We start from the raw sequence: 15,735 nt of genomic DNA, 5'->3' as shown, positions 1-15,735 counted from the left end.
GGCGATGGATTGGCCAGAATACGCGCGAGCTCCCCACGCAACTTCGGAGTGCGAAGAAGCCTGAGGAGCATGCGCGCATCAGCAAGAATCATGCGCCTAGTCTAGGCGCGCGACTCCCGCCGTGCGGCGAGCAGGCCAGCACCGGCGGCGAGGGCCGCGCCGGCAAGAGCCATGAGCCCGGCCGAGGCGCCCGTAACCGGGAGCCGCGGCTTGTCGACCGGCGGCTGCGCGGTGGGCTGCTCGGTCGGCTGCTCGGTCGGCTGCTCGGTCGGCCCCTCGGTCGGCTGCTCGGTCGGCCCCTCGGTTGGCTGCTGGGTGGGCTGCTCGGTTGGCTGCTCGGTCGGCGTCGGCGCGGCCGTGAGGTCCCGGGCCGCGAAGACCGTCGTCGTACCCGAAACCTCGTTACCCACGATGAGCCACGGCTCGCCGGTGGGGGAGTCCTCGGCGGCCACGAACGTCAGGCCCTCCGGACCGAGATCGCCAGCGGCCGCGGGATCGGCCGCAAAGTCGCAATTGTTGACGTAGGTGACGAAGGCGGGCTCGTGCACATTCGACACGTCGTAAACGGCGATGCCGCCGACGCGCTCGAATCCGATGAACGCATACGGCGTGCCGCCGACCTCACCGACGACGATGCCCTCGGGTTCGGGGCCCTTGTCATCGGAGCGCGAGTCGAACTCGGCTTCTTCGTGGTTGGAGTTGAAGAATTCCGGCGCGGCCGCGGCCGTGATGCGCTCGAAATCCGTGCCGGTATCCGCGACGAGGGTCCCGTCGGCGCCAAACACGCTCATCGAGCGAGCACCAAAGCCATAGAGCTCCTCGTAGCAGCTGCCATCGGCGGACAGGCCATCGGCGAGCGTGATCTTCAGCCGCCCGGCGACCGCGTCGTCGGCGTAATTCTCGATCGCCGTCAGCGGGTGCCCCTCGCACAGCGGCGGTACGTCCTTCTTGCCGAGGTTCTTCACGCGCGCCTCCTCGGAGTAGCCCTCCCAGTCGCGGGCATCGCCCTCGTTCGCGGTGAGGATGTACGTCGCGCCGCCCTGCGTCAGCGAGGCGATGGCATCGGGCTGCCGCCACGATTTGATCGGCACGTCGACGGGGTTGATCGCGCCATCCTTGTCCGAAATATCGAAGCCTTTGAGGTCGATCGCGCCGAGCGGGTGCAGCGCCGTCACCGTGGCGCTCGGCAGATCGACGACGGCGAGCGCGTTGGCTTCCTGCAGGCTGACGTAGGCCGTCGTGCCCTCAATGGTGACGTACTCGGGTTCGAGGTTTTCTGCGACGGGGAACTCGGGGGTGCCAGTGCCGGCATCCTCCCGACCGCCGAAGATGCGTACGCCTGCGGGGAGATTGTCGCCCTCAAAGGCGCGGAAATCGGCGGTCTTGACGACATCCTGGCCGGGAACCGTGAGCGACGTCGGCAGCGAGACGATCGAGACGGTGCCCTCCGGATCAACGGAGTAGTCCTCGGCGGGCTCGCCCTCATTCGCGACGACGGCATAGCTGCCGTCGGCAGAAATCGCGACCATATCCGGCAGCGCCCCCACCCGAACCGCGCCGAGCGCTTCGCCCGAACCGGCCGCGTCGAAGAACACGAGCCAGCCGTCTTCCGTTTTGGTGGAGTGCTCGACGGCGACGACGCCGAGCCCGTCGGCGCGCACCGCCACGGAGTTGGCGACGGCCCCCGCGGGAATGGTGGAGCCGTCAGCGGCGGCGATGCCAGTGGTCTGCAGGTCGAAGAGCTTGGTGAGGTTTTCCGGATCGGAGCCGTTCAGGACCTCGACACTCGCATCGGCGGCGTTGACCACGAGGATGCGGGCGGTGGCGGCATGGAAGGCCACGATCTCGGCGGCCGAGACTCCGAACTTGCCGGTCTCATAGGTGCCGAGCACCTGGAGTTCGAGCGCAGGGTTATCGGCCGAGTACTCGATCGTGGTGGCGGGGGCCAGGGGCGCGAGGCTGAGGCCGGTGATGGCAGCCGCGGACAGTGCGGCGGTCAGCAGGGGAGACATGGCGTCCTTTTCAGTTCTGTGAGGGTTTCGCGCCGATGCTAGGGCCCCGAGGTGACGGGCGGGTGAACGCCAGAGGACGGCAGGGTGAGGGTGGAGCCTTGGAAACGTTCGCGCAGCCAGCGATCGTGGGAGGCCGTGACGACGGCTCCGGGGTAGTCGGACAGCGCGGCCTCGAGTTCTTCGACGAGATCGAGGCTGAGGTGGTTCGTCGGTTCATCGAGCAGCAGGACGTCGGGCGGATCGGCCAGCAGCATCGCCAGCTGGACGCGGCGACGCACGCCCACGCTCAGGTCACCGAGCGGACGGTCCACGTCGCGCGGGTGGATCAGGCCGAGCGCCGTGATTGGCAGGATCTCGGCGGCTGCGGCGCCAAGGTATTCGGCGTAGGCGGCGCGTGGCGTGATTGCCGGATCGTAGTCGGGCCATTCCTGCGTCAGCAGGCCGACGCGCACCCGCGGGGCACGCATCACGCTGCCCGCTGCAGGGGGGAGGTGTCCGGCCAGGATGTGCAGCAGCGTCGACTTTCCGGAGCCATTGCCGCCGGTGACGAGCCAGCGATCGCCAGACCGAATGTCGATCGTGGTGGGGCACAGGCGTCCGGGAAGCGTGACCCGCGTGGCGGAGACCAGGGCGCCCGAAGCCTCGCCGAGTGCGGGCGAGAAGCCAATGAAACTCAGCAGCTGTGGAGGTTTTCGCACCTGACGTTCTTCGAGGTTTGCGAGCGCGCTGCGGGCGGCGGTCAGGCGACGGGAGACGACGGTCGCATTGCGATCGGCGTAGAACTTCTTCGCCATTCGCACCTCGGTCCGGGCGCGAGCCCCCGGGTGGCCGACGGTGCGTGAGGCTTCGACGCGCTCCCGCAGCCGGTTCAGCTCCGCCTGCTCGGCCGCGTACTGAGCTTCCCACCTCGCACGTGCGGCGGCCTTGGCGGCCCGCAGATCCGCGTAGCCGCCGGTATAGCGCGCCACGCCACTGTCAGAGAGATCCGCGATCGAGGTCGCTGCCACGTCGAGGAATGCGCGATCGTGGGAGGCAAACACCACGGGCCCGTGCCACCTCCGCACGAGCCGGGCGAGCAGATCCATGCCGGCGTCGTCGATGTGGTTGGTGGGCTCGTCCAAGAGCAGGACATCGGGACGGGAGAGCAGCGTGCAGATGAGCGCGAGGCGGGCGCGCTGACCGCCGGATAGCTGCGAAGTCGGGCGCTCGAGGGCCACATCTGCGAGGGCGAATCCGGCGCGCAGTTCCGCCACCTCGTGCTCAATCGTCCACACGCTCAGCTGCTCAGCCTGCGCGAGCGCGGCGGCATATCGCTCCTCTCCGCCCGGCCCGGCGACCGCCGCGGCGGCCTCTTCCAGCTCGGCTTCGGCCCGGCGTAATGGCGCGAGCGAGGCCTCAATTGCCGCGCCGACGCTGTCCTGAGCGCCGAACGGAACCTCCTGGGCGAGCAGTGCGATGCGCACCTCGCCGCCGCCCGGCCGCGTCGCGATGACCTGGCCGTGCGAAGGTGACAGCTGCCCCGCAGCCATGCGTAACAGGGTGGTTTTGCCGCTGCCATTTTCGCCGACGAGGCCGATTCGGTCGGTTGGACCCACGGCAAGCGTGACGTCGGTGAGGACGGGGCGGGTGGGGGAAGAAAATGAAAGTCCGTCAAGAAAAAGTTGAGCGGGCACGTGGCGTCCTTGAATGGGAAGGGCTCACGACGGGCGGCGCCGCGGTCGCGAGAGTTCAAGGAGCTAGTTCCACATGCCGCCAGGTTAGGCAGGCGCGCGGGAGTTGTCGAGGTTTTATTTCGCGGCCAGACGGCGGCGCAGAGACCGTAACAGGAAACCGACGACACCGGCCGTAATCGTGACGGCCGGTAGCAGCGAGCCAGACGCGGCGATAAGACCGCCCCCGACAAGGGCGATGAGGAGCGCGTCGGCCTGCCAGCCCATCACCATGATTCCCGACATGTCACCCATGGGCGTTGGCTGCGGGGTAAGCAGTTCGGGCGGCAGATCGCCCTTCGCGCTATCGAAAGCGCGCAGCACGACGGCAACGACCGCGCCCAGCAGCGCCAGGTAGGAAACGCTGCCGGGGATCACGAGGGCGGCCAGCAACGCGCCGACGACCGCGCTCAGTAAGGCAAAGAAAGCCGGGGCCACGCTATGCGCGAGGTAGAGCCGCAGGACGGAGTGGCCGTAGAGCGCCGGCATCGTCGCGCAGGCCGCGGCATGGCGATACCCATCGCTCAGCGTTCCCACCGCGAGATAACCCATGACGAGGCCCACCGCGCCAAATGCCCACGGCGCGATCGGCATCGCCGGCGAGGCTGCCAGCAGTGCCCATGCCAGGATCGCGAAGGCGGTTCCGATCGCAAACCGCAGCGGCGTACGGGCGGCGCCGACAAGATCCGAGCGAGCCGTCAGCAGCGCGTGCGGCCCAGCGATCGCCTGCCAGGTGCGACCGTGGCTCGGCAGCTGGCGAAACAGCCCGGCCGCGTGCTGAACATCGCCGACGATGCTGGCCGTCGCCGCGAGTTGCCAACGCGTAGCATCGGCGAGCAGCTGGACGCCATCGATCCGCGCGAGCAGGCGTGGCACGCACACGATGGCGATCACCGCCGCGATCCCGCCAACGGCCGCGACACCTGGCCATCCCAGCAGGGCGAAGCTCGCATAACCGGCGGCCGCCGCTGCTACGAGGGTGAGAGCCGTGGCGAGGCGCCCCGCCCATCCGAGGCTTTGACCCGCGAGCCAGCCCACGCTCGAACTCGCTCCGATACACACGGCCGAGACGAGCACCAGGGCGAACGTGCCGGCGCCCATCGCGCCGACGGACACGAGAACGCAGCCAAGGAGCGCCGCGATCCCGAGCGCGCCGGCGATGGGCCACAGCGCCGCAAGAGCAAAGGGACGCAGCAGTGAGCGCTCGCGCGGCAGGTCGGTGCCGGCAAGCAAGAGGACGCGAAACGGCTCGGGCACGACCGGGCCGCGCAGTCGCCCGGCCGCAAGAAGCGCGAGCGCTGCCACCGTCATCACCGCGACGACGATGAGTGGCGTCGCCGTGCTGGTCAGTCGCGCCACCGTGTCGGGGCTGGCAAGGCGTTGCGCGGCCGCGCGGATGAGCGGCGCCCCGACGATGCCGATCGTCAGCGCCGCGAGGTAGACGAAATAGGCAATGTCCCGGGCACCGGGTGCATCACTGCGATGCGCGTACAGGTAGCGAACCGAGCGCAGCCGGTTCACGCCACGTCCTCGGCCAGCGCCAACTCTCGATCGCAGACGCGCCCGACGAGCTCGGCAGAGTGCGAGGCCATGATGAGCGTCGTGCCGGACGCTACCCGCGCGGCGAGCACGTCAGCCAGCAGCTCGCGCCGCTCCGCATCGAGCCGCTGCTCCGGTTCGTCCAGCAGCAGGATCTCGCTCGGCCGAATGAGCGTGAGGGCGAGCGCGAACATCTGCGTTTGTCCCGAGGACAGCTCGTGCACGAAGCGCCGCTGCAGGCGCTGAATCCCGAACTGCCGGAGCGCATCGCTCGCGGCCTCGCGCGCGAGCTCCACGGAATCGCCCCACGATGCCGCGACGAGCGCCAGGTGCTCGTGCAACGTCAGGGAGCGCGACAGCGGCGGCAGCCCGAGCAGCGCCGCAAGCCGCGCGCGAAACTCCGCGTCCTTCTCATTGGGCGCCTCACCCGCGATCGTGACGGAACCGCCCGTCAGCTGCTGCTTGCCGGCAAGCACGCGCAGCAGGGTCGTCTTACCCGAGCCATTGGAGCCGGTGACCGCGAGGGCGTCGCCGGGCGCCACCGAAAAACTCGTCGGCGCAAGCAGCGAAACCTTATCGATCGCGACGTGGGCGTCGCGGGCTTCAACGATAGTCACGTTTCCCAGGGTAGCGCCGCTTACAGGCCGTATTGTTCGCGCGCAATATCGCCCAGCCCGACGGCATCGAGGCGCTCGAGCGGCGCCAGGAACGTCACATGGACGACGCCCGGGTCGCGCCCAATCTCCACCGCGCCGGTAATCGTCGCGCGGTTGCGCACCTCGGGCACGCTGACATCCAGTAGCGCCGCCGCCCGCTCCAACGCATTGGTAATCGCGTCATTCATATTGGGTGCCGTCCCAATCACCGAGATCGGTGCCGACTCCTCAATCGCGCCGACGCCCCACGTCTTCGCAAGCCGCTCGGCCTTCCCTCGCTCCACAGCGCTGAACGGCCGGGCGATTGGGGGTAGATCCGCCACTAGCGGGAACAGCACAGGCCCATCGATCGGGTAGTCCTTGACGACGTTGACCTGCAGCGTCACGCTGCCCGCGACGTCCATCGTGTGCGAGGCGATTTCGCCATCGCCCTGCGCCGCGTGCATATCGCCGAGGTATATTCCCGCGCCGTCAACCTTGACGGGCACGACGAGCACCGCTCCCTCGCGAACCGCATCGATATCCATATGGCCATCGGTCTTGTGCGTGGCGAGTTCATCGGCGGTCATGGCGTAGTCGTGTGGCGCATCAATAAGCGCCGCACCGAAGTCGCCCGCGTTGTGCGAATCCGGCATGACGCGGGACGGCGTGGAACCCAACTGTCCCAGGAACGGCCGCATCCGCACCATGACGGCCGGCAGGTCGGCCGGCGCGAGGGTGAGCACCGGATGCTGGACCGACGCATCGGGGAGCGCGGCGTAGTACTCGGCTTCGTGAGCGATCTTCTCGGCCGCTTGCTGACCGATCGTCAACCCAACCTCGCCGGTGTCATCAAAAACGACGGTGTAGCCGTGCACCATTTCGAACGGCGTGACCGGATTCTTGCAGGTATCGCACGTGATAGCGCCAGCTCCGATGCCGTCGACGTGGGTCTCGGGCCACACGACATCGCAGTGCGGACAGCGCGCCGCGACGTACGGATCGCCGAGCGAGTATTCCGCAGGGGAACGGTCAAAGCCCGAGGCGGTTGCAAGGGCCGTCACGGTGATGTCCTTGATCCGAATCGCCACGCCATCGCCGGGCTTGGCGCCTGCCACGGCGACCGGCTGAGTGACCTCGTGGCCGCCTCGCAGCCGCGGGGTGAGCATCGGACCCCAGCATCCCGGTGCGGTGTTGGCAATGATCGTTCCGCCATCGGCGACGGGCCCGAGCATGTCGGCATCGGGATCGAGTAGGGAGTTGGTGAACGAGTTGACGACGACGCTTCGTTGCGGGGTGGTAGTCATGAGTCTTTCCTTCCTTTCTTCCACCATAGAGTGGCGAGGAGGAATTGCTACCGACGCTGCGCGTCCTGCTCCGCGAGGCGCGCGAGCATCTCGTTATAGGCCTCGAGCTCGGCGTCCTCATCGCGGTCGGCGCGCCGGTCGCGACGCTGCGCTTCCTTGGTATCGGCGCGCGACCACAGGTAGACGAGGATGATCGCGAGCGCGAGCGTCGGCAACTCGCCGATGCCCCACGTGATTTCTCCGCCGATGCGCTGGTCCGTCATCGCATCGACCCACCAGCCGAGGCCCAGGCGCCCAAAGTGATCCGCGGCGATGAGCGAATTCATCTGGATGACGCTGATGCCAAAGAACGCGTGGAAGGCCATCGTCGCGAGCAGGAACACGAGTCGCAGCGGGTAGCCGGGGCGTTTCGTGCCCGGATCGATACCGATGATGACGTTGGCAAACAGGTAGCCCGCGATCGTGAAGTGCACGGTCATGAGGATGTGGCCGAGGTGCGTCGTCATCGCGAGCTGGAACAGCGGCGTGTAGTAGAAGATCCACATCGAGCCGACGAAGTTGATTGCGGCGACGAACGGGTTCGCCCACGCGCGCGCATAGCGGGAATGCACGAGCGCGAGGATCCACTCTCGCGGACCGCGCGTGCCGTCCTTGCGGGCGGGCAGGCCGCGCGTGGAAAGCGTGATGGGCGCCGCGAGCGCGAGCAGCACAGGCGTAATCATCACGAGGCTCATGTGCTGGATCATGTGCGCCGAGAACAGGATGCGGCCATAGACCGTCGGCCCGCCGTTGGTCAGCCACAGCAGCGAGACCCACGCGATCACCCAGCAGATTGTGCGGCCCAGCGGCCAGTGATCGCCGCGCTGGCGCAGCTTATAGACCCACCGCAGATAGACGACGATCGCCGCGATGCAGCCAAATATCAGGAGCGGATCGGGGTGCCACTGCGTGAACCACGTCGCGAACGTTGGCGGCGGCGGCTCCGCGTAGCCTGTCGCCTCCCACACGGGCGAGGGATCGGGCAGCGGCGATTGCGGCACCGGCGGCGCGGAGGATGACAGCGTGACCGCGAGCGCCGTCGTCGCCCCCATGATGAGGGCCTCGACGCCCACAAACCGCCAAAATGGCCGCGCCTCGCCACGACCGAGCAGCGGGATCGTGCGCTCCCGATGCCAGTAGCCCGCAAGCCCCAGGGCGACGAACGCCACGGTTTTTGCCGTGAGCAGCAAGCCCCACGGCGTCGTGACGAGCTCGCCGAGCCCATTCAGCCGGATCCAGGCCGCACACACTCCGGAGACGACGGTGATGATGAAACACCACAGTGCAACCGCCGAATAGCGCTGGGCGATCTTCGGCAGCTGGGTGCCGACGTCCTTCGCGACGGCGAGCAGGATGAGCAGCCCGCCCATCCACATCGTGACGGCGACGAGGTGCATGAGCATCGAGGAAACCGCGAGATCGTGCGAGGCCGCGCCCGCCGCGTGGCCAGTCAGCGCGAGCGGAACGAGCGAGACGAGGGCCATGACGCCCGCCCACGCCGCCGAGGTGTAATGACTCATAAGGACGACGAGGACGGCCGCGAACGCCGTGAGCAGCGTCGCCCACAGGTAGGCGATCCCGAGGTCGACCTGCGTGAGGAAGATCCACAGCTCGCTGCCGAACGTCGGCTCGGTCATCGGCCGCATCGCCGTCACGGAGTATTCGACGATGACGTTGCCGAGCTGGGCCAGGCTCCAGATGATCGCCGCGACGCGCGCAATCGCCGCGGACTTCAGCCACGCTGCCGGATTCGTCTTTTCCCACTGCCGGTGGTGCACGTGCCGATCGCGCGCGGGCGCCGGCAACACGAGCGCGCACATCATCGTCGAGCCAATCGTCACGATCGCGGCAAGGCGCGTCGCGATCGTCAGCAGCGGCAGCGACCAGCGCGCCAGCGGCCCCGGATCCAGCGGGGGAGTGGGGGCGACGGCGCCTGAGGCAAAGAGCGCAAGAACCGCCACAACAAGCGTGAGTGGAGCAACCGCGATGAGCACACGGGAGGGCGTCACGCGAAGGGAGGACATAGGACCAGGGTATCGCCCGTGGCTGGAGAGCGCGCTAGGCTTAGTCCGGTCATCCACGCCCTATTAAGGAGAGTCACTGTGGTCGCAACTGCGCACGTCATCGCCGGGTCGGAAGCCACCGGCGGCGCCGGCATCCAGGTTGATCTGAAAACCTTCCACCAGCTCGGCGTCTACGGCATGGGGACCCTGACGTGCATCGTCTCAATGGATCCGAACAACAACTGGAACCACCGCTTCGTGCCAGTGGACCCCCAGGTGATCGCCGATCAGATCGAGGCCGCGACCCACGCCTTCCCCCAGGTCACCACCCTGAAGATCGGCATGCTTGGCACGCCCGCGACGATCGACGTCGTCGAGCAGGCGCTCACCGAGCACCACTACGAGACGATCGTGCTCGATCCCGTCCTTATCTGTAAGACGCAGGAGCTCTCGCCCGCGCTCGAGGTCGATACCGCGCTGCGCGAAAAGATCCTGCCCAAGGCCACCGTCGTCACCCCAAACGTCTTCGAATCGCGCGTGCTCTCCGGCCGCGAGTCGATCGAAACCCTCGATGACCTCATCGACGCTGCCGTGAAGATCCACGAGCTCGGGCCGCGCTACGTCGTCGCCAAGGGCGGCGTGGAGCTGCCCGGCGAGGACGCCGTCGACGTCCTGTACGACGGCTCGGACGTCACCGTGCTCAAGGTCCCCAAGATCGGCGACGGCGCCCGCATCCACGGCGCCGGCTGCACCCTGGCCGCCGCGATCACCGCGGAGCTCGCCAAGGGCACCGGGATTCACGACGCCGTCCAGATCGCCAAGGACTTCGTCACCGCCGGCATCCGTGAGCGCCTTGCTACCGCGACCCCGTTCACGACGGTCTGGCAGGGTGCCTACCAGTCCTAGGAGGAACGATGGCCTATCAGCAACTGAGCGCCGACGAACTCGGCGACGCGCACCGCCTCATCGCCCGCGTCAACGCGATCTTCACCTCGAAGGTCATCGGGCAAGACGATTTGCGCCGCTCCCTGCTAGCCGCCCTGCTCGCCTCGGGCCATATCCTGCTCGAATCCGTGCCGGGCCTGGCCAAGACGACGGCCGCGCAAACCCTCGCCTCGGCGATCTCGGGCTCCTTCCACCGCATCCAGTGCACGCCCGACCTCATGCCCAACGACATCGTCGGCACCCAGATCTTTAACTACACGACGGGCGAACTCGCCACCCAGCTGGGGCCGGTGCATGCCAACCTCGTGCTGCTCGACGAGATCAACCGCTCCTCGGCCAAAACGCAGTCCGCGATGCTCGAAGCGATGCAGGAGCGCCAAACCTCCATCGGCGGCCAGGTCTACCCGGTCCCCGATCCGTTCATGGTCCTCGCCACGCAAAACCCGATCGAGGAAGAGGGCACCTACGTCCTACCCGAGGCGCAGATGGACCGCTTCCTCATCAAGGAGGTGCTGACCTACCCGAGCGCCGAGCAGGAGGTCAAGATCCTCGACGGGATCGCCGACGGCACCCTCGCCGCCTCCGGCGCCCAGCGCCGCACCTCCAGCGTCGAGCCCATTACCCTCGACGACGTGCGCACCCTGCAGGCCGCGACGAACCGCATCTTCGTGCACGATTCGCTCAAGCGCTACATCGTCGACGTCGTCGCCACCACCCGTGGCGACTCCAGCGACGTGCGCGTCGGGGCCTCCCCGCGTGGCGCGATCGCGCTCATGCGCGTCGCCCAGGCGCTCGCGCTCATGGCCGGCCGCGCCTACGTCGTGCCCGATGACATCGTCTCGATGCGCCACCCCGTGCTGCGGCACCGGATCGTGCGCTCCTATGACGCAATCGCCGGCGGTGTGACGAGCGAATCGCTCATCGACGCGGCCTTCGACGCGGTGCCCGTGCCCTAACATGGCGATCTCCTATGCCCGGCTCGCCGAGCTGCGCCACCGCATTTCCCTGCCGGTCCTGAAACGGGTCTCCGGCGGGATCGAGGGGCGCCATCGTTCGGTCTTTACCGGGCACGGGCAGGATTTCGAGGATATGGTCGCCTACCATCCGGGCGACGACGTCTCCGATATCGACTGGAAGGCCTCCGCGCGTGCGGGCGAACCGGTGATTCGGCGCTTCGTGAAGGAAACGAACCTGTCCGTCGTCCTCGCCGTGGATACCTCGCGCGCGATGCGGGCCGTCGCGCCCTCGGGGCAGCCGAAGTTCGAGGTCGCGATCGACCTAGTCGACATCATTGCCTACCTCGCGCGCATTCGCGGCGACCAGCTCGCCCTCGTCTATGCGGAGGGTTCGGGCCCGCGCCAGCTGCCGCCGCGCTCCGGCACCGAGCATCTGGAGGTCATCCGCCACCGGCTGCGCGGCGCCGAGCCCGCGCCCGATGACTCGATGGCGACGATCCTCACGCGCGCCGAATCCCTCATCAAACGCCGCTCGCTCGTCATCGTGATCGGCGATGACTACTCCCTCGATGAGGCGTGCGAGGCGAGCCTGAAGCGACTGCGCATCCGGCACGACGTCGTCTACTTCTCGATCCCCGACGTGGACCTCAACCAGCTCACGCGCAGCCAGCAGGCGATCGACGTCGCGGCGGGGCCGCTGCCCGCCTTCCTCGCCGGCGCGCTGGCAACCGAACCGCAACTCGCGGCCGACGTGGGGGCCGAGCGCGCCCGCGCCAAAGCCCAGCTCGCGGACATGATGCAGCGCTTGGCGATCCGCTACGCGCGCATCGGCGGCAGCGAGGATCTGGAGGGCGCCCTCACGGACCTGTTCGCGGATCGGGGGCGCGCATGAGCCCGGAGGACATCTCGCCGCTCATCGGCTATCCCGGCCCTTACTTCGCGGTCGCGCTCGTGCTGCTCATCGCCGCTATCGCGCTGATCCCGCGCCCGCGCCTGCGGCGCCGCCGCCGCAGCGACCCTGCCGCCCCTAGCGAACTGCGGTTCGCGCCGAGCTTTGACTCCGAGGTGGCGCACCTGCGCGAGCGCTACGCCGCCGGCGAGACCGACGTACGCGCCCTGCACCTCGCGGCCGCCGATATCGCCCGGCGCTACGGCTCGAACGTGAGCGGCGATAACCTGCGGGCGCTCACCCTTGCCCAATTGCACGCCCGCGCCGACGCCCACGAGCTCGCCCCCGTCATCGCCGTCGTGGAGATGAGTGAGCGGCCCTCCTTTGACGTCCACCCCGACGTCGCCGCCGAACGCACCCTGACCGCCCTGTCCGAGATGCTTGGCGGAGGTGGCCAATGATCTGGTGGCCGCTCGCGCTCGCCCTCGCCGCGATCGCGCTCCTCGCAATCATCGCGGGCCTGCTCGCCCGGCGCCGGCGCCGCCGCGCCCTCACACCCATCGACGTCGCCCACACCGGCTACCTGCGCGCGCTGCCGAGCTTCACCGCGCTGATCCGCGCCCGCAAACGGCGCCTGGCAGCCGCCCTCGCGCTGTTCTTCGTCGCCGCCCTCGGCGCCGCGGGCCTCGCCGGCCGCCCCGCCGATCGCCACGCCCAATCGGAGCAGCTCGCCACCCGCGATATCGTCCTATGCCTGGACGTCTCCGGCTCGATGATCTCCTACGACAGCGAAATCCTCGGAAAATTCTCCGAGCTCGTCGACTCCTTCGCGGGCGAACGCATCGCGCTCGTCATGTGGAACAACACCTCGCGCACCCTGTTCCCCCTCACCGACGATTACGCCATGGTGCGCGACGAACTTAAAAACTCCGCCAAGATCCTCGACGTCGACCTCGCGGCCCTGAGCTCCGGCTCGAGCCAAACCCAGCAGCTGCTCGATCTGCTCGCCGGCACCACCGCCCTGCCCGGCACTTCGGCCTCCCTCATCGGCGACGGCCTTGCCAACTGCGTCCTCGCCTTCGACCTCGCCGATCAGGAACGCTCCCGCTCCATCATCTTCGCCACCGACAACGACCTGCAGGGCGATCCCGTCTACACCCTCGACGAGGCGGCCGGCTTCGCCCAGGAACGCGATATCCGCGTCATCGGGCTGTTTTCCCCGACGGCCGAGGGCGGCTCTTACAAGCAGCGCACCGAGTTCACCGAGACGATCACCTCCCGCGGCGGACTCGTCTTTGACACCGCCTCGCCCGACGCCGTCGACTCGATCATCGATGACGTGACGAGCCAGCAGGCCGCCGAACTCGACGCCTCGCCCACCGTCGTCATCACCGACCACCCCGAGCGCCTCGCGCCGCTGCTCATCGGCGGCCTCGTCCTCGGCCTGCTCGCCGTCGGGTGGTGGCGCCTGTGAGCCTGACCTACTCCCCGCTCATCACCGCGCTGCTCGCCGCCCTGCTGCTGCTCGCCGCCGTCATCGCGGCCGTGCGCTCCCCGGACGTGTCGGCCCGCATCCGCCGCCCCCTGATGGCGCTCGCCGCGCTGCCGATCCTCATCTCCCCGACGATCGCCGTCGCCAAACAGGAGGTCACCTCCAACCTTGAGGTCTACCTCGCGGTGGACCTCACCGGCTCGATGGCGGCCGAGGACTACGACGGCTCGCAGCCGCGCCTTGCCGGCGTGCGCGCCGATATCGAGGAGCTCACGAGCAGGCTCGCCGGCTCGCGCTTCTCGGTGATTTCCTACACTTCCGTCACCGCGCGCCAACTCCCCCTGACGACGGACGCGCGCGCCGTGCGCAGCTGGGCGGAAACCGCCCGCCAGGAGATCACGAACTACTCCGCCGGCTCGGCCATTGATCGCCCCGTCGCGGCCTTGAAGCGCGCGCTTTCCGCCGCCAAGGAACGCAACCCCGCCAACGTCCGCGTCCTTTATGTCCTGACCGACGGCGAGTCCACGCGCGGGGAGGGCGTCCCCGGCGAGACCGGCAGCGCCGCCGCCTTCGCCGAGCTCGCACCCCTGATCGATGGCGGCGCGGTCCTCGGCTACGGCACCACGACCGGCGGCAAGATGCGCGAATACGACGGCACCAGCCGAACTGACGCACCCTATATCAAGGACCCGAACTCCGGCGGCGACGCGATCTCCCGGCTCGACGAGAAGGCCCTATCCGAGGCCGCGAACGCCCTCGGCGTGCCCTACGTCCACCGCCCGGGATCGCTCGCCGCCGCCACGACCATCGACGCGGCGACGATCGCCGAGGACGGCCGCAAGGACGTCGCGATCACCGAGCGCGTCTTCTGGCCGTTCATGATCGCGCTCGCGCTGCTGATCGCCTGGGAACTGTTCGCGCTCGCCCGGCACTATAAGGCGGTGCGTCTCGATGTCTAAACTCCGTATCCCCGCCATCGCGCTGCTCGCCCTCGTGGGCCTCGTCCTTGCCTGGCTTAGCGTGAGCGCCTGGCAGGGCCGCGGCACCGCCGGCAAGACCTGGGACAGCATCTACCGCGGCCACGGCCTCATCGTGCCCGCCGGGCCGCACAGCTGGATCGCGCCCTATAACGAGGGCACCTCGCTCCTCATGAGCGAGGACTACTCCCGCGCGGTCCCGCCGCTGGAGCGCGCCCTCACCCGCGTCCCCACGACCGAGACCTCAGGCTCGCGCGCCGGCAGCGACGAATGTCGCGTGCGCATCAACCTCTCGCTCGCCTACGAAGGCGAAGCGCTCAAGCTTGGCACCGACGGGAAGCACGACGAGGGCCTCGCACGCATGAACCTCGCCGCCGAGACCTCCAAACCGTGCACGACGGACGGCCAGGGCGGCGACGGCTCCACCGCCGACGAGGACCGCATCCACCAGCGCCAGCGCGACGCCGCGGGCGCCGTCGAGGGCGAGCCCACCGATCAACCGACGACGGACGGCGAAACCGAGGAGAAGATCCCCGACTCCACTGTCACGCCAACACCAAAGCTCGATGACAAGCAGGACGAGCTTGAGGACAACCAGCGCCACGCCGAGGACGAGCTGCGCCAGCGCGAGCAGCGCAAGGGCGAGGGCTTTGGCTCCGGCGAAGCCTGGTAGCGTGGCAGCATAGGAAGTGCAGGTTATAGACCTACTCACGACGCTTTACGTGTTGGCGATCACGGCGTTGGTCGTCGCGGTCCTTGATCCAACCGCTGCGGGTCTTGACGCTGAAGCACAGACTCCTCACCCGCGAGCGCGATGAGCGCCGCTAGGATCGGCCGATCGACCTCGATCCACGCGAGCGTGTGAGCCTCCGCTAGCTCCACCCAGCGCACGTCCGCGTGATCCTGCAGTGCGGCCGGGCTACCGCCGACGACCTCGCCGCGCCACACGAGCATCCGCGCATCGCCGAGCACCGGCCAGGAACCGTCCGCATTCGGCCCGACGACGAGCTCCCCGAGCTCGACCTCGATCCCGAGTTCTTCGGCGAGCTCCCGGTGCGCGGCCGAGCGCGGCTCCTCGCCGTCTTCGACCTTCCCGCCCGGAAACTCCCACAGCCCGGCCAGCTCCGGCGGGGCGGAGCGCTGAGCACACAACAGCTGGGAGCCGCGCAGCAGCGCGGCGGCAGCGACGAGAACCATGCCAGCAAGTCTAGGGCGTGACCAATCTCTAGCCG

The 15,735-nt window shown here is 68.5% G+C and carries 14 protein-coding genes; 7 read left to right on the top strand and 7 right to left on the bottom strand.

Annotation, left to right across the window (positions count from 1 at the left end; genetic code table 11):
- Positions 1-101: 101 nt before the first annotated feature.
- The 6 genes from BLU67_RS03790 to BLU67_RS03765 form a co-directional block, all read right to left on the bottom strand.
- Positions 102-2,012: a choice-of-anchor I family protein gene (locus tag BLU67_RS03790; protein WP_143027328.1), complete on the bottom strand. Its 1,911-nt coding sequence runs from the start codon at positions 2,010-2,012 to the stop codon at positions 102-104.
- A 38-nt stretch (positions 2,013-2,050) separates the two neighbouring features.
- Entirely contained in the window at positions 2,051-3,685 is a 1,635-nt protein-coding gene (locus BLU67_RS03785; protein WP_092562388.1) for an ABC-F family ATP-binding cassette domain-containing protein, read from the bottom strand.
- 114 nt (positions 3,686-3,799) lie between these two features.
- Positions 3,800-5,242 carry a hypothetical protein gene (locus BLU67_RS03780; RefSeq protein ID WP_092562385.1) on the bottom strand — a complete coding sequence of 481 codons (1,443 nt, stop codon included), beginning with the start codon at positions 5,240-5,242 and terminating at the stop codon, positions 3,800-3,802.
- Positions 5,239-5,877 (bottom strand): ABC transporter ATP-binding protein, encoded by a 639-nt coding sequence (locus BLU67_RS03775; protein ID WP_222842364.1) that lies wholly within the window; start codon positions 5,875-5,877, stop codon positions 5,239-5,241. Before BLU67_RS03775 ends, BLU67_RS03780 begins: the two co-directional genes overlap by 4 nt.
- Before the next feature lie 20 nt (positions 5,878-5,897).
- Positions 5,898-7,202 (bottom strand): acetamidase/formamidase family protein, encoded by a 1,305-nt coding sequence (locus BLU67_RS03770; protein ID WP_222842363.1) that lies wholly within the window; start codon positions 7,200-7,202, stop codon positions 5,898-5,900.
- Between the two features lie 47 nt (positions 7,203-7,249).
- Positions 7,250-9,265, bottom strand: a complete 2,016-nt coding sequence (locus BLU67_RS03765) for a bifunctional copper resistance protein CopD/cytochrome c oxidase assembly protein (RefSeq protein ID WP_092562376.1) — start codon at positions 9,263-9,265, stop codon at positions 7,250-7,252.
- A gap of 78 nt (positions 9,266-9,343) precedes the next feature.
- Between BLU67_RS03765 and thiD the strand changes: the two genes are divergently transcribed.
- Genes thiD through BLU67_RS03730 form a run of 7 tightly spaced genes read left to right on the top strand, consistent with a single transcriptional unit; the run spans position 9,344 to position 15,176 of the window.
- Positions 9,344-10,150, top strand: a complete 807-nt coding sequence (thiD, locus tag BLU67_RS03760; protein ID WP_092562373.1) for a bifunctional hydroxymethylpyrimidine kinase/phosphomethylpyrimidine kinase — start codon at positions 9,344-9,346, stop codon at positions 10,148-10,150.
- 8 nt (positions 10,151-10,158) lie between these two features.
- On the top strand, positions 10,159-11,145 hold the full coding sequence (locus BLU67_RS03755; RefSeq protein WP_092562370.1) for an AAA family ATPase: 987 nt from the start codon (positions 10,159-10,161) through the stop codon (positions 11,143-11,145).
- Position 11,146: 1 nt separating this feature from the next.
- The gene (locus BLU67_RS03750) at positions 11,147-12,037 is read left to right on the top strand and encodes a DUF58 domain-containing protein (RefSeq protein ID WP_092562367.1); all 891 of its coding nucleotides are present in this window, start codon (positions 11,147-11,149) and stop codon (positions 12,035-12,037) included.
- Entirely contained in the window at positions 12,034-12,495 is a 462-nt protein-coding gene (locus BLU67_RS03745) for a hypothetical protein (protein WP_092562364.1), read from the top strand. Before BLU67_RS03750 ends, BLU67_RS03745 begins: the two co-directional genes overlap by 4 nt.
- Complete coding sequence (locus tag BLU67_RS03740) at positions 12,492-13,508, top strand: vWA domain-containing protein (RefSeq protein ID WP_092562361.1); 1,017 nt, start codon at positions 12,492-12,494, stop codon at positions 13,506-13,508. The genes BLU67_RS03745 and BLU67_RS03740 overlap by 4 nt, the downstream gene beginning before the upstream one ends.
- A complete protein-coding gene (locus BLU67_RS03735; protein WP_092562358.1) occupies positions 13,505-14,485 on the top strand; it encodes a vWA domain-containing protein in 981 nt (326 codons plus the stop codon). Before BLU67_RS03740 ends, BLU67_RS03735 begins: the two co-directional genes overlap by 4 nt.
- A complete protein-coding gene (locus BLU67_RS03730; protein WP_092562355.1) occupies positions 14,478-15,176 on the top strand; it encodes a hypothetical protein in 699 nt (232 codons plus the stop codon). The genes BLU67_RS03735 and BLU67_RS03730 overlap by 8 nt, the downstream gene beginning before the upstream one ends.
- A 59-nt stretch (positions 15,177-15,235) precedes the next feature.
- Here BLU67_RS03730 and BLU67_RS03725 read toward each other — a convergent pair whose 3' ends face one another.
- Complete coding sequence (locus BLU67_RS03725) at positions 15,236-15,700, bottom strand: (deoxy)nucleoside triphosphate pyrophosphohydrolase (protein WP_092562351.1); 465 nt, start codon at positions 15,698-15,700, stop codon at positions 15,236-15,238.
- Positions 15,701-15,735: the final 35 nt, after the last annotated feature.

The organism is Bowdeniella nasicola (genome assembly GCF_900107735.1).
Lineage (GTDB): Bacteria > Actinomycetota > Actinomycetes > Actinomycetales > Actinomycetaceae > Bowdeniella > Bowdeniella massiliensis.
Note: the sequence above shows the minus strand (reverse complement) of the source record. Positions and strands in the feature narration are given on the sequence as shown.

Coding starts and splice junctions, on each gene's coding strand:
- BLU67_RS03790 (WP_143027328.1), bottom strand. CDS start 2,012: ATGTCTCCCCTGCTGACCGCCGCACTGTCCGCGGCTGCCATCACCGGC.
- BLU67_RS03770 (WP_222842363.1), bottom strand. CDS start 7,202: ATGACTACCACCCCGCAACGAAGCGTCGTCGTCAACTCGTTCACCAAC.
- BLU67_RS03765 (WP_092562376.1), bottom strand. CDS start 9,265: ATGTCCTCCCTTCGCGTGACGCCCTCCCGTGTGCTCATCGCGGTTGCT.
- BLU67_RS03755 (WP_092562370.1), top strand. CDS start 10,159: ATGGCCTATCAGCAACTGAGCGCCGACGAACTCGGCGACGCGCACCGC.
- BLU67_RS03750 (WP_092562367.1), top strand. CDS start 11,147: ATGGCGATCTCCTATGCCCGGCTCGCCGAGCTGCGCCACCGCATTTCC.
- BLU67_RS03745 (WP_092562364.1), top strand. CDS start 12,034: ATGAGCCCGGAGGACATCTCGCCGCTCATCGGCTATCCCGGCCCTTAC.
- BLU67_RS03740 (WP_092562361.1), top strand. CDS start 12,492: ATGATCTGGTGGCCGCTCGCGCTCGCCCTCGCCGCGATCGCGCTCCTC.
- BLU67_RS03730 (WP_092562355.1), top strand. CDS start 14,478: ATGTCTAAACTCCGTATCCCCGCCATCGCGCTGCTCGCCCTCGTGGGC.
- BLU67_RS03725 (WP_092562351.1), bottom strand. CDS start 15,700: ATGGTTCTCGTCGCTGCCGCCGCGCTGCTGCGCGGCTCCCAGCTGTTG.